Raw genomic sequence first — 13,175 nt, 5'->3', positions numbered from 1 at the left:
CCGAACGAGAATGCGAAACCCTCAATCAGGCCCGCGAAATAGTCAGGCGGAAGCCTGGACGGTCACCCAGTAGCGCGTACGCGCGACGATTTGCACGGGCAAGGCCAGCGCCAGGTTGTGCAGCGCGCGGTCCGTGTCGCGCAGGGAAAACACGCCGTTGACGCTCAGGCTGGCCACGGCCGGGTCGCAGCGCAGCAGGCCGGGACGGTAGCGGGCCAGTTCCGCAAGCAGCTCATCGAGGCGCATGTTGTCGGCCACCAGCACGCCCTTGGTCCAGGCCGCCGCGCTGGCGGACGCGGGTGCGCCAGACTGCACGATGTCCGCCGAGTAGATCGCGCCCTGGCCCGTGTCGATGCGCACGGGATGGCCGGGCGCATGCGCGAGGCGCACCTCGACGGCGCCTTCGAAGACGGCCACGCGCGACGTGTATTCGTCTTGCCGCAAGGTAAAACGCGTGCCCAGCGCCTGCACCGTGCCATGACGGCCCTGCACGCGGAAAGGCCGCTGCGCCGGGTCGGGATCGCGCGCCGTGGTGACGAGGATTTCGCCGCTGCGCAGGATCAGCAAGCGCTCGCTGGCGTCGAAGCGCACATCGATGGCGGAAGCGGAAGCGAGCATCACGCGCGTGCCGTCAGGCAGGGTCACCTCGCGGATCTCGCCCGTGCCGGTGCCGTGGCTGGCCGCGGCCACTTGCCAGGCATCCGTGCCGCGCAGCAGGTACGCCATGCCGCCCACGGGCAACAGCACGGCCAGCAGCTTCAGGGCACGGCGGCGGTTCAGGTAGGCGGCCGGCGCCGGTTCGCGCAGCGCGTGCCGGGCCGCGTCGCGTGGCACGCTGTGCAGCTTGCCCTCGAACGCCTGCAAACGCTGCCAGGCAATGGCGTGGTGCGGATGGGCGGCGCACCAGCGGGCACAGGCATCCCGGTCCGCGTCGCTGGCGTCATCGGACCACAGGCGCGCCATCCACTGGGCCGCCTGCTGCACGATAGCCGGTGCAATCACCACCTCCATGGCTCAGGCTACCTGGGCGTGCATGGCCTGGTAGCAGGCCAGCAAACCGGCGGCGATGTATTTTTCGACGGACGAAACGGACACCTGCAGTTCGGCGGCGATGTCACGGTAGCTCAGGCCATCGAGTTTGCACAGCAGCAAGGCCTTGCGCGCCTTGGCGGGCAGCTGGTGCAGCACGGCATCGATTTCCGTCAGCGCCTCGATCACCAGCGCGCGCTCTTCCTCGGACGGCGCCAACGCTTCGGGCACCAGGGCCAGCACTTCCAGGTAGGCCGTTTCGATCTGGCGGCGGCGGTACAGGTCGATGACCATGCCATTGGCGATCTGCGTCAGGTGGCGGCGCGACTCCCCGGCCGGCGGCACCCTGCCCGTCTTCATCAGGTGCAGGTACACGTCGTGCGCCAGGTCGGCCGCATCGAAGGCATTGCCGAGTTTACGGCGCAGCAAGCCACGCAGCCAGTGATGGTGGTCGGTGTACAGACTGCTGACTTGCTGCTGAAGCGCTAACTCGGCGGTGCTCACGATACCCTTCCTGTCGCCAACGGCCGGCAAGAACAGGCGCATCGGATTATAAATGAGAATTATTCTCATTGTACGCGGAGTGGTCAGTAAAGCGCAATACGGCGACGGGCGGCAAACGCTGTCAGCCCTGCTGCCGGACGGGCTTGAGCAGCCTGAACGCGGCCCGCAGCGAAGGCCGGCAGACGTACAGTGCGGCCACCAGCAGCACGCCCCACGCCAGCGGAGCAAGCACCCCAAGGCGCTGGGCAAAAAACGCGTGGCCCACCGCCAGCAGCGACAGCAGGCAGGCGCTCAGGTACAGCGAACGGCGCGGCAGCGGACGCCAGAGGCGCATGCCCAGTTCCGTCTTGACGACAAAATACACGAGGAAACCCAGCAGCTGCGAGACGGCGGCGCCCGTGGCGCCACAGCGCGGCACCAGCACGGCGCCCGCCAGCAAGGTGCCCAGCAAGCCTGCCGCGAAAGCGGCGATGGATAAGGAGGGACGACGGGCCAGACTGATGCCGACGCCGCTCACTTCCGCCAGCGCATACAACAGCGGCTGGCCCACGGTGGCTACCGCCAGATACGCGACGCCATGATAGTTGGAAGGCAAGACCCATCCGATCAGCCAGGCCAGGGCGCCCGCCAGGCAAAAACCCACCACCACGACGGCTTGCGCATGGCGGCAAATGGCCGCGATATTCGACAGGTCGCCGCCGGCGGCGGCCCATTTGTGTACTTGCGGTATCCAGACAATCGTAAAAATCGACTGCACCAGCCAGGCGCCGGCGGCCACGCGCGTGGCCAGCGCATAAATACCGAGCTCGTCAAAGCCGGCAAAAATGCGCAGCAAGCCCATGCCGGCCGACAACATGGACAGGTAGCCTATGGCGCTCACCAGCAGGGGTGCCGCCTCGGAAAGCAGGCGCCGCAGCAGCACCCGGTCCACGGCGGCGGCCCAGGCTTGCGCCAACGATACGCGCGCATGCCACAACAGCCATAGCGTGACCAGCCAGGTGGTGGCCACGACCAGGCTTGCCAAGTGCACGAAATTGCGCTGCGGATCCCACCACAGCACAGGGAGCAGCAACAGCAGCGAGATTTTCGGCAAAACCTGCGCCATGCTGAATACCCACGCGCGCTCCTGCATGCGGAAAAGCTGCGCGATCAGGCGATTAGCCACGGCGCTCAGCATGCCGGCAGCGAACAGGACGGCCAATGCAGGCTGCGCCGCATCGAACAACAGCTGCGCTACCGGCGCGGCAAACACGAGTATCACGGCCAGCGCCACGGGCGCGAGCAGCACGGCCGGCAGCAGGCACGCTTTCAGCAAGCCGCTACGGCTCGTGCTGTAATGGTATTCATGCAGGAAAGCCTTATCCAGCCCCAGCGACAGCAGCAAACCGGCCACCGTGCACGCGGTCATGAAGAAATCCAGCTTGCCGATGTCGGCAGGCGGAAACAGCCAGGCCACGGCAGGCACGGTGGCAAGGCTGCACAGCAGCGACAAGATGGGGCCGGCTGAAAAACCCGCGAGACGGTTCAGGCGCATCGTTCAGCCGGGCCGGGCATCTCAGCCATGCCTGTCGTTGGAAAAACGATACGGCACCGTGTCCGAATCGGCCGGCACGCGCCAGTGATCCGGCGCATCATAGCGATACGCATGGTCCACCGCATTGACGAGGATGGCCGGTGTGCCGCAGTAATTCTGCACGCCATGCCAGACACGGGGCGGCACGACGAGCAGGCCGGGACGCCTGGTGCCCAGCTTGAATTCGTTGAGCATGCCAAAGGTGGGCGAATCCGCGCGCGCGTCGTACAGCACCACGCGCATCTGGCCCGCCGCCACAAACAGGCGGTCCGTCGTGATGGCATGCGCATGCCAGGCGCTCAGTCCGCCCGGCTCCAGGGTCGAGGCAAATATCTGGCCGATCTGCGCCGCACCAGGCACCCATTCAGTACGGAAAATTTCAGTCAGGCTGCCGTACGCCGTCAAGACAGGCTTGATTTCCTGAAAGATCACGCCATCGATCAAGGCAGGCGCCGTCGGCTTCCATTCCTTGGTAATGCTTTCGCCATCCTGCTTCGCGCCAGCCAACAACCAGTTATCTTTCTCCGCCACCAGATCTACCCCCAGAAATTGTATAAAAATGCTCTTATGTATTGCCATCGTATTATCTATCGCCGCGGCATGTCCTTCAATCCCCGGCGGCGGCGCAATTCACGTAAAAATGTGCCTTTGCGCCAATACCGGAGCCAGAAACCGGGATACGGCGGCCATAGTCCCAACATATAACAAAGACGGCGCGACAAGGCTTTCGCGGTCGTCATGGCCGACTGTAGCGGCGCAATCAGCCGCTCACGCCCCACTTTGCCATACAGCGTGGTGACAGCCTGCAAAATATTGAGCGGATCTTGCATGTGCGCCCACCAGAACGCATGCTCGCTGTGCTGCCGGTTCAGGTAGGCATTGCTGCGGCTGCCAGACTGTATCAGGATGGCGCCGATGCGGGGATGGGCCAGCATCGCCCGCCCCGCGCGATACACGCGGTGCAACCACGCTTGCGACGGCCAGCAGCGCACTTCCCATGATGGCTGCCATGGGCCGATCTGCAGGGCCAGCTCACGCCGCATGACCCACAGAGTAGCGGGTACGTCCATCCACGGACGGTACGCTTGCACGCCATCCGCCAGCGCCCCCACCATGTGATATCCGACCGGCAAAACCACCAGTCCCTGGCCAAAGACCAGGTCGACTCCAGTGCGTTCGAGAAGATCGATACTGCTTTGCAAATGATCGGGCAACCACAGGTCATCGTGGTTCAGGAATGCCAGATAGGTGCCGCGCGCCAGGCTGACGCCGACATTGTTGGGCCCCGTCTGCTCGCCGTAATTGCTTTCCAGATTCACAAAGCGGATGCGCGCGTCGCCGAACGCGGCGACCACCTCGGCGGTATCGTCGGTGCAGCAATCGCCGACGACAATCAGCTCCCAATCCTGCACGGTGCTGGCGAGTAGCGATTGAATCGCATACCCGAGGATATTGCTCCGGTTATACGTGGCCATGACAATGGAAACGAGCGGTTGCTTCTCTGACTGCATGGCAAGCCTTTTCAAATCACGGACAAAAAAATGCCGCCCAGGTTATTGAGCGGCATTTCGCAATGGACTGATAGCAGTTGCCGGCATGGGCCAGCAACCGCGTTCGTCAGACGTTGAACAGGAAGTTCAGCACGTCGCCATCCTTGACGACGTATTCCTTGCCCTCGGCGCGCATCTTGCCCGCTTCCTTGGCGCCCGCTTCGCCCTTGTAGGCGATGAAGTCGTCATAGGCGATGGTTTGCGCGCGGATGAAGCCGCGTTCGAAGTCGGTGTGGATCACGCCGGCCGCTTGCGGCGCCGTGGCGCCCACGGGAACGGTCCAGGCGCGCACTTCCTTCACGCCTGCCGTGAAGTAGGTTTGCAGGCCCAGCAGCTTGTAGCCGGCGCGGATCAGGCGGTCCAGACCAGGCTCTTCCATGCCCATGTCGGCCAGGAAAGCGCCCTTGTCGGCATCGTCCAGGTCGGCGATTTCCGCTTCCAGCGCGGCGCAGATGGCGACGATAGGCGCGTTTTGCGCTTGCGCGTAGGCCGTCAGCTGGTCCAGCAGCGGGTTATTCGTGAAGCCCGAATCGGACACGTTGGCCACGAACATGGCTGGCTTGGCCGTAATCAGGCACAGCGGCTTGATCAGTTCCATTTCGTCGGCGTCCAGGCCCATGGCGCGCACGGGTTTCGCATCGTTCAGGTAAGGCATCATGCGTTCCATGATGGCCAGCAGCTTGGCCGCATCCTTGTCGCCCGAGCGGGCTTTCTTGTTTTCGCGGTGGATGGCTTTTTCCACGGTGCCCATGTCGGCCAGCGCCAGTTCGGTCTGGATGACTTCGATATCGTCGAGCGGGTTGATCTTGCCGGCCACGTGGATGACGTTGTCATCTTCGAAGCAGCGCACGACGTTGACGATGGCGTCCGTTTCGCGGATGTGCGACAGGAACTGGTTGCCCAGGCCCTCGCCCTTCGATGCACCGGCCACCAGGCCGGCGATGTCGACGAATTCCACGATGGCGTTGACCATGCGTTCCGGCTTGACGATGGCGGCCAGCGCATCCATGCGCGGATCCGGCACTTCGACGACGCCGACGTTCGGCTCGATGGTGCAGAACGGATAGTTTTCAGCCGGGATGCCGGCTTTCGTCAGTGCATTGAACAGGGTGGACTTGCCGACGTTCGGCAAGCCGACGATACCGCATTGGAGACTCATGGAAAACCTTTAATAATCAAAGCACATGGCGCCGTCTATCGGCGTGCTTGCCGTGCTGTTAGGGAAAACGGGCGATTCTTCGCCCTTTTCCGGGGATAGTGCGTGTGCTGCATTTCAAGGGGTCAATTGTACCCGTGTCGCGCGCGCTTCAAAAGCCCGATGATGGGCAAATGACGCCAAAACAGCCGTATCGTGACGCCATCAGGCCCTGTTCTCAGGCCGTATGCAGCTTCATGGTCGCCGCCTCGAACTTGCCCTCGACGATCTGCGGCATCACCTGCAAGGATTTTTCTATCGCCTGCTCGATCAGCTCCTGGTCTTCGCGGCGCGGGCGGTGCAGCACGAAGTCGGCCACCTGCTGCTGCAGGCTCAGGGTGCGCGGATGGCCGATGCCCAGGCGCAAGCGCCAGTAATCCTGCGTGCCCAGCGCGGCCGTGATGTCCTTCAAGCCATTGTGGCCGCCGGCCGAGCCGCCCTTCTTCAGGCGCGCGATGCCGGGCATCAAGTCGAGCTCGTCGTGCACGACGAGCACTTCCTCGGCGGCGATCTTGAAGAAGCGCGCCAGCGCGCCCACGGACTGGCCCGAGCGATTCATGAACGTCAGCGGTTCGAGCAGCCAGACTTCCTTGCCGCCGATGGAAGTCTTGGCCAGCATGGCGTTGTAGCGCGAATCGCGCTGCAAGCGCGTGCCGGGCAAGCTGTTGGCAAGATTGTCCACCAGCCAGAAGCCGGCATTGTGGCGGGTTTGTTCGTATTCGGGTCCCGGGTTGCCGAGGCCGACGATCAGGCGTATGGGCATGGCTGTGTCTGCAATGTAAAAGAAAGCATTATCGGTGAAAACGGACGGAAAAAAACCCGCGCGGCGAACCTGGCGGGTTTTTCCTTGCGACTACCGCATTGCTGCGGCGGCAGAATTACTTCTTGTCAGCAACAACTTCAGCAGCAGCGGCTTCAGCAGCAACGTGGCCAGCCGGTACCGAAGCGGTAGCGATGGTCAGGTTGGCGCCGTGGGTGACAACGGTCACGCCAGCTGGCAGGACCAGGTCGCCTACGTGCAGCGAGTGACCGACGTCGATGTTCGACAGGTCAACGTTGATGAATTCTGGCAGTTTGCCTGGCAGGCAAGCGACTTCGATTTCGTTGGCAACGTGGCTGATGGTCGCGCCGTGCAGTTTGACTGCCGGGGAAACGTCAGCGTTGATGAAGTGCAGAGCCACTTTCACGTGGATAGGCTGCGATGCGTCAACGCGCTGGAAGTCAGCGTGCAGAACCAGTTGTTTGTATGCGTGGACTTGGAAGTCGCGCAACAGAACTTGCTGGGAAACGCCGTCGATTTCCAGATCCAGGATCGACGAGTGGAACACTTCTTTTTTCAACGCGTGGTACAGGGCGTTGTGATCCAGCGAGATCAGCACAGGGGCTTCAGCGCCACCGTAGACGATACCAGGGGTTTGGCCGGAAATGCGCAGGCGGCGGCTCGCTCCGGAACCTTGCAATTCGCGTTTAAATGCGATAACTTTCATGTGAAACTCCAAGAAGAACAAGGCTTGCGCCTTGTGTTATGAAGACTCCCGCGACCAGGAATCCTCGAAAATGGGTGCAAAACACCCCGAAAACTAAAACACTGCGGCGCAACAGGCAAAAAGCCGGTCGCGCCGCAGGCATTACGTCTGTTTCTATTATCGAATTAATCGATAAACAGGGAAATAACCGAATCACCCTTGATGATGCGCTTGAACGTCTCGGCCAGCAGCGGCGCGCACGTCAATTGACGGATCTTGCCACAGGCCAGGGCCGCTTCGGACAGGGGGATCGTATCGGTCACGACCAGCTCATCGAGTGGCGAGGCCGAAATACGGTCGATCGCCGGGCCCGACAGCACCGCGTGCGTGCAATACGCCACGACTTTTTTCGCGCCGCGCTCTTTGAGCACTTCGGCAGCCTTGGTCAAGGTGCCTGCCGTGTCGACCATGTCATCCATGATCACGCAGTTGCGGCCTTCGACTTCACCGATGATGTTCATCACTTCGGACACGTTCGCTTTTGGACGACGCTTGTCGATGATGGCCAGGTCGCAGCCCAGGCGTTTTGCCAGGGCGCGCGCACGTACCACACCGCCAACGTCCGGCGACACCACCAGCAGATCCTGGTAGTTTTTCTTTTGCAGGTCACCCAGCAAAATTGGCGAAGCGTAAATATTGTCGACTGGGATATCGAAGAAACCTTGAATCTGGTCAGCGTGCAAGTCCATGATCAGGACGCGCTCGACACCGGCTTCTTCCAGCATGTTCGCCACCACCTTGGCCGAAATCGCCACACGCGCGGAGCGGGGACGACGGTCTTGGCGGGCGTAGCCGAAGTAAGGAATCGCGGCGGTGATGCGGCCAGCGGAAGCACGTTTCAAGGCATCAACCATCAGCATGATTTCCATCAGGCTGTCGTTGGTTGGAGCACAGGTGGATTGCAAAACAAAAACATCCTTGCCGCGCACGTTTTCGTTAATCTCGACCATTACTTCGCCGTCGGAGAATTTCGAAACGTTTGCTTTACCGAGAGGGATGCCGAGGTTTTTTGCGACCCCCTCTGCCAACGCTGGATTCGCGTTGCCGGTAAAAACCATCAGGTTTTCGTAAGCCATGGGAGTCCCAAGAGGTGATATAGAAGTCTTGAAAAGCACTAACCGGGCATAGGCCCGGTCAGTCATTGTTTAGAATATGCCGCGTGGCGACATATCTGCTTTTTCCCGTACTGGACGCTAACTTCGCATCGACAGACTACGGTGAAATGGTGGCAGGGGAAGAAGGATTCGAACCTTCGCATGCTGGAATCAAAATCCAGTGCCTTAACCAGCTTGGCGATTCCCCTACGTTACTGACTGCTTGCCGTCATGTTGGCCAGTATTATACCGACTATTTGACGCTAAGCAAATTCTTTTTTTGCTCTCTACAACATCGTGAGCATCGGGTGGCGATTCAGCGCTTTTGCCTTCCAGGCGATCCAGACTGGTGGCACATTGCTGAGCACCGCATCCGCTTCTTCCTGACTATCAAACGCACTAAACACACAAGCACCGGAACCAGTCATCCTGGCCTCACCGTAAGCACCCAGCCATTCTACCGCATCTGCTACCGGCTTGAAAAGACTGCATGCCACTTGCTGTAAATCATTCTTACCAAACCCGCCCGCATCGTTTCCTTCTGCGAGGTACCTGGAAAAGTCCGCTATTGTGACGGGTTCGGTATTTCTCGTCAAGCCTTCCGCGCAAAAAATTGCGGCGGTCGGCACTTGCACGCCCGGCTCGATCACGACATACCAGCATTCCGGCGTGGCGACGGGCTGCAGGGCTTCGCCCACGCCTTCGGCAAAGGCATTTTCGCCAAAAATGAAAAACGGGATATCGGCGCCCAGCGGCAAGCCCAGCACCATCAATTCCTCGCGCGTCAAACCCGCCTGCCACAGGCGGTTCAAGGCCATCAGGGTCGTGGCCGCGTCGGACGAACCACCGCCTAGCCCGCCGCCCATGGGCAGCACCTTGTCGATGGCGATATCGACGCCGCGCGGCAAGGCGCCCGTGCGGCGCAACACTTCCGCCTGCAGCAATTTCGCGGCGCGGATGATCAGGTCCTGCTCTTGCGGCACGCCGGCCAGTTCCGTCACGCGGCGGATCGCCGTGTCGTCGCGCAGCGTGAAATGCAAGGTGTCGCCATGGTCGAGCAGCTGGAACACCGTCTGCAGCAGATGGTAGCCATCGGCGCGGCGGCCGTTGACGTGCAGAAATAAATTCAGTTTGGCCGGCGCCGGGCAGTTATTCAGGGTAGTCAACGTCATTGTGCTTGAGCCGATGGAGCGGGATCGAGCACGATGCGCAGCGACACGGCATCGGCCTGGGCGCTGGCATTGCGTTCGGCATCGATACGCCGCGGTTGGGGCAAGGCGCCCGGTGTATTGTCGGCCGCATTTTGCCCTACTTCTTGCCACGACACATAGCGCAGGCGCCAGCCGTCTTTGGTCGTCACGCTGTCGTTGGCCGGCGAAGCGGCGAAACGCTTGCCATCGGCGCCCACGGCATAGCCCTGCAGCCAGTCGCGCAAGCCCGACACGGGCAAGGACCAGCCCAGCATCTGCGCGCTCAGGGTATCGACATCGGGCGCGCTGCGCGGCGCCTTGCCGCTTTGCGTCAACACGGCCTGCTGCGGCGTGACGGCGATCGTCGCCAGGGTGCTGCCGACGGGCGAATACAAGGTCACGTCCGTGCGCTGCGCCGTCTGCTGCCAGTTGAAATTGACGGTGGCCGATTCAGGCTTGTCATCTTTCTGGTACACGACGTTCAGGCGGCCCGTCAGCTCGACCTGTTCGCGGTAAGCAGCGACGGTTTTACCGGAGGGCGCGGCGCCGGACGAGAATGGGGAAGTCAGGGTCGAGCAGGCCGAGAGGGACAGGCAGACGAGTGTGAGGGGGAGGAGTTTTTTTGACATGGTAACTTTTATAAACCCAACGGCAGATGCTGGGGTCAGACCCTGCAGGGTCTGACCCCGGTTTTTTGCCCTTGGGTTAACAATCACAAACTGACATTCAAGCGCGCCAGGGTACTTTTCAGCGCGTCGTTTTTCGGGTCCTTGCCTTGCGCTTCGCGCCACAGCTTTTGCGCTTCGGCCTTGTCGCCCTTCTGCCACAAGACTTCGCCCAGGTGGACGGCGATTTCCGGATCGCTGCGCACGGCATACGCGCGGCGCAGCGCGTTTTCCGCGGCGGCCAGGTTGCCCATGCGGAACTGTACCCAACCCATGCTGTCCATGATGAAGGGGTCACCCGGCGCCATCTGCAAGGCTTTTTCGATCAGCGCATGGGCTTCCGGCAAGCGGATGCCCCGCTCGGCCAGCGAGTAGCCGAGGGCGTTGTAGGCATGCTGATTGTTGGGCGCCAGCGCCATCACGCGGCGCAGGCTCGCTTCCATCAGCTCGAGCTTATCCAGGCGCTCGGCCAGCAAGGCGTAGTCGTACAGCAGTTCCGGATTATCGGGGAAGCGCAGCAAGGCGTTTTCCAGCACCGTGTACGCGCTTTGCACGTAGCCGGCGTCGCGCAGGAATTGCGCGTCGACCAGCAGCACCTGCGCCTGGCTTGCCGGATCGTCCGTTTCGATTTCCGTCAGCGCCTTGCGCGCCGCATCGAGATTGCCGCCACGGGCGATCAGCTGGGCGCGGCGCAAGCGCGCCTCGACATAACCGCTTGATGCGCTGTTGTCGACCTTGTCCAGCCAGGCGATGGCGCCGGCCGTATCGCCGCGCGTCTCGGCGATCTGCGACAGTATCATCAGGGCCTTGAACGGATCGCGCGCGTCGCCAGGAGATTTGTCGAGCACGGCCAGGAAGCGCTTGAAGTACTGCTCCGCGCCCTTGGTGTCTTCCAGCTGCAGCGCCACGATGCCGAGCGCATACAGGCCGCCCAGATTATCGGGCTGGCTTTTCAGCAGCAGCAGGAACTGCTCGCGCGCCGGCTCCAGCTGTTTTTGCTCGACCAGCAGGCGCGCATACGCGCCGCGCACTTCGACGGCGTCCGGATTCTTTTGCAAAAAGGCGGCCAGCACCTTGTTTGCCGCCTCCGGTTCGCCCGTCACCTGCGCCAGGGTCAGCACGGCCAGTTCGGAATTCGGCTTGATGGCCAGCGCCTTGTTCGCTTCACGGATGGCGCGCTCACGCTCGCCAAGCGACAGGGCGCCTTGCGCCAGCACCAGGTGCGCTTCGAACATGTCCAGGTAGGGCTGCACCAGGCGCGTAAGCATGGCATACGCAAACAGCTTGTCATTCGAGCGCGACAGGATCTGCTGCATCTGGAACAGGGCCACGCCGCGCGCGCCCCCTGGCGCATTGGCCAGGCGCTCGGCAAAAATCGGCTCCGCTTCCTCGATCTTGTCCGTCAACACGACGAAGCCGAGGAAGAACTGGGTCGCCTCATCCGATTCGGGCGCCAGCTCGCGCCACAGGCGGATGGCCGCCAGCGCTTCGCTGCCCTGCTTGGCGGCCAGCGCCATTTCGGACGCGCGGCGCGCCAGGCGAGGATCGCGCGTCTGCTGCGCCGCCACCATCATCGTCACGTACGGCCCTTGCCACTGGCCGCTCTTGAATTCCATTTCAGCCTTGGTCAGCTTGTACAGCAAATCGCTGCTCAATTCGACCTTCGGCAGCCCGTCGCCGCCGGCCCCCTCCTTGGAGGTGTCCGGCTCCTGCGGCGCGGTGGGCGCGGCCGCAGTGGGGCCGGCCGCGGCATCGGCAGGGGCGACAGGCGTCTGTGCCATGGCATGCGTGGCCATCAGGGCGGACAAGGTTACAATGGCGAAAGCGTTTTTCAAAGGCGGATCCTGGCTAAACGGCAAAGTTTGATTCTACGCCCAACGCGGCTATCGCGTACTTCACGTATGTAACGAAATATATATGTCGTGGCGGCGCAGCGTGTCCGGGCCAGCCATCGGCCGGCAACCCGCCTGTTTTTTACCCGGTTTTCCACTATTCGAGCCCTATGCCAGAATTGCCAGAAGTCGAAGTCACACGGCGCGGTGTTGCGCCCCACCTTGAAGGGCGCGCCGTGCGCTCCGTCGTGCTGCGCCGCGACGGCCTGCGCTGGCCCTTCCCCCCTGCCCTGGGCGACCAATTGTCCGGGCAAACCATTGGCCTGACGGGGCGGCGCGGCAAATACCTGCTGATCCACTTCCGCCACGGCACCCTGATCATCCACCTGGGCATGTCCGGTCATTTGCGCGTGCTGCCGCCGGGGACGGAGGCGCAAAAACACGACCATTTCGACCTTGTCGTGGAAGACGCGCAAGGGGGCAGCCAGGTGCTGCGCATGACGGACCCGCGCCGCTTCGGCGCCGTGCTGTGGCACGACGAGGCCGATGGCCCGCTGGACGGCCACGCGCTGCTGCGGGGACTCGGCACGGAACCGCTGGAAGGCGGCTTCACGGGCCAGCTGCTGTTCGAAAAAACGCGCAACAAGGGCACCAACATCAAGCAGGTGCTGATGGCGGGCGACATTGTCGTCGGCGTGGGCAATATCTATTGTTCCGAAAGCCTGTTCCGCGCGGGGATCAACCCGAAGACGCCAGCCCGGCGCATCGGCCTGGCCCGCTATGAGAAACTGGCGCAAGCGATCCGCGACGTGCTGGCCGAAGCCATCGTGCAGGGCGGCAGCACCCTGCGCGACTTCATCGGCGTGAACGGCCAGTCCGGCTACTTCCAGCAGACGTATTTCACGTACAACCGCGCGGGCAAGCCCTGCCGCGTCTGCGGCGCGCCTATCCGCCAGATCGTGCAGGGACAGCGTTCCACGTTTTACTGCGTGAACTGTCAAAAGTAAGTCATGGGTA

Annotated in this window: 13 protein-coding genes and 1 tRNA gene; 1 reads left to right on the top strand and 13 read right to left on the bottom strand. The window is 62.3% G+C overall.

The genetic code is table 11. From position 1 onward, the window contains the following. Positions 1-42: 42 nt before the first annotated feature. The 13 genes from P9875_RS03565 to P9875_RS03505 all read right to left on the bottom strand — a co-directional run bounded on the left by P9875_RS03565 (position 43) and on the right by P9875_RS03505 (position 12,161). The gene (locus P9875_RS03565) at positions 43-1,002 is read right to left on the bottom strand and encodes a FecR domain-containing protein (protein ID WP_278317588.1); all 960 of its coding nucleotides are present in this window, start codon (positions 1,000-1,002) and stop codon (positions 43-45) included. 12 nt (positions 1,003-1,014) lie between these two features. Further along, entirely contained in the window at positions 1,015-1,533 is a 519-nt protein-coding gene (locus tag P9875_RS03560) for a sigma-70 family RNA polymerase sigma factor (RefSeq protein ID WP_099378628.1), read from the bottom strand. A gap of 121 nt (positions 1,534-1,654) precedes the next feature. Next, a complete protein-coding gene (locus P9875_RS03555; RefSeq protein ID WP_278317587.1) occupies positions 1,655-3,067 on the bottom strand; it encodes a lipopolysaccharide biosynthesis protein in 1,413 nt (470 codons plus the stop codon). A gap of 21 nt (positions 3,068-3,088) precedes the next feature. Further along, positions 3,089-3,637 (bottom strand): dTDP-4-dehydrorhamnose 3,5-epimerase family protein, encoded by a 549-nt coding sequence (locus P9875_RS03550; protein ID WP_278317585.1) that lies wholly within the window; start codon positions 3,635-3,637, stop codon positions 3,089-3,091. 56 nt (positions 3,638-3,693) lie between these two features. Continuing rightward, positions 3,694-4,632: a glycosyltransferase family 2 protein gene (locus P9875_RS03545; protein ID WP_278317584.1), complete on the bottom strand. Its 939-nt coding sequence runs from the start codon at positions 4,630-4,632 to the stop codon at positions 3,694-3,696. A gap of 91 nt (positions 4,633-4,723) precedes the next feature. Then, positions 4,724-5,815 (bottom strand): redox-regulated ATPase YchF, encoded by a 1,092-nt coding sequence (gene ychF / locus P9875_RS03540; protein WP_035824073.1) that lies wholly within the window; start codon positions 5,813-5,815, stop codon positions 4,724-4,726. Between the two features lie 214 nt (positions 5,816-6,029). After that, the gene (gene pth, locus P9875_RS03535) at positions 6,030-6,614 is read right to left on the bottom strand and encodes an aminoacyl-tRNA hydrolase (RefSeq protein WP_099401315.1); all 585 of its coding nucleotides are present in this window, start codon (positions 6,612-6,614) and stop codon (positions 6,030-6,032) included. A 115-nt stretch (positions 6,615-6,729) separates the two neighbouring features. Then, a complete protein-coding gene (locus P9875_RS03530; RefSeq protein WP_176387707.1) occupies positions 6,730-7,338 on the bottom strand; it encodes a 50S ribosomal protein L25/general stress protein Ctc in 609 nt (202 codons plus the stop codon). A 164-nt stretch (positions 7,339-7,502) separates the two neighbouring features. After that, on the bottom strand, positions 7,503-8,453 hold the full coding sequence (locus P9875_RS03525) for a ribose-phosphate pyrophosphokinase (RefSeq protein ID WP_034753270.1): 951 nt from the start codon (positions 8,451-8,453) through the stop codon (positions 7,503-7,505). Positions 8,454-8,603: 150 nt separating this feature from the next. After that, positions 8,604-8,680 (bottom strand) — tRNA-Gln (locus P9875_RS03520). Between the two features lie 78 nt (positions 8,681-8,758). Beyond that, on the bottom strand, positions 8,759-9,643 hold the full coding sequence (gene ispE, locus P9875_RS03515; RefSeq protein WP_278317583.1) for a 4-(cytidine 5'-diphospho)-2-C-methyl-D-erythritol kinase: 885 nt from the start codon (positions 9,641-9,643) through the stop codon (positions 8,759-8,761). Beyond that, a complete protein-coding gene (locus tag P9875_RS03510; protein WP_278317582.1) occupies positions 9,640-10,290 on the bottom strand; it encodes an outer membrane lipoprotein LolB in 651 nt (216 codons plus the stop codon). The genes ispE and P9875_RS03510 overlap by 4 nt, the downstream gene beginning before the upstream one ends. An 83-nt stretch (positions 10,291-10,373) precedes the next feature. Beyond that, positions 10,374-12,161, bottom strand: coding sequence for a tetratricopeptide repeat protein (locus P9875_RS03505; RefSeq protein ID WP_278317581.1), 1,788 nt, complete (start codon positions 12,159-12,161; stop codon positions 10,374-10,376). Between the two features lie 167 nt (positions 12,162-12,328). Here P9875_RS03505 and mutM point away from each other — a divergent pair, with 167 nt between their 5' ends. Beyond that, complete coding sequence (mutM, locus tag P9875_RS03500) at positions 12,329-13,165, top strand: bifunctional DNA-formamidopyrimidine glycosylase/DNA-(apurinic or apyrimidinic site) lyase (RefSeq protein WP_176387703.1); 837 nt, start codon at positions 12,329-12,331, stop codon at positions 13,163-13,165. Positions 13,166-13,175 lie beyond the last annotated feature (10 nt).

It is taken from the genome of Janthinobacterium rivuli (assembly GCF_029690045.1).
Classification (GTDB): Bacteria; Pseudomonadota; Gammaproteobacteria; order Burkholderiales; family Burkholderiaceae_D; genus Janthinobacterium; species Janthinobacterium rivuli.
The sequence above is the reverse complement of the archived record's forward strand: the minus strand, read 5'-3'. Positions and strand labels throughout refer to the sequence as shown.

Coding starts and splice junctions, on each gene's coding strand:
- P9875_RS03555 (WP_278317587.1), bottom strand. CDS start 3,067: ATGCGCCTGAACCGTCTCGCGGGTTTTTCAGCCGGCCCCATCTTGTCG.
- ychF (WP_035824073.1), bottom strand. CDS start 5,815: ATGAGTCTCCAATGCGGTATCGTCGGCTTGCCGAACGTCGGCAAGTCC.
- pth (WP_099401315.1), bottom strand. CDS start 6,614: ATGCCCATACGCCTGATCGTCGGCCTCGGCAACCCGGGACCCGAATAC.
- P9875_RS03530 (WP_176387707.1), bottom strand. CDS start 7,338: ATGAAAGTTATCGCATTTAAACGCGAATTGCAAGGTTCCGGAGCGAGC.
- P9875_RS03525 (WP_034753270.1), bottom strand. CDS start 8,453: ATGGCTTACGAAAACCTGATGGTTTTTACCGGCAACGCGAATCCAGCG.
- ispE (WP_278317583.1), bottom strand. CDS start 9,643: ATGACGTTGACTACCCTGAATAACTGCCCGGCGCCGGCCAAACTGAAT.
- P9875_RS03510 (WP_278317582.1), bottom strand. CDS start 10,290: ATGTCAAAAAAACTCCTCCCCCTCACACTCGTCTGCCTGTCCCTCTCG.
- mutM (WP_176387703.1), top strand. CDS start 12,329: ATGCCAGAATTGCCAGAAGTCGAAGTCACACGGCGCGGTGTTGCGCCC.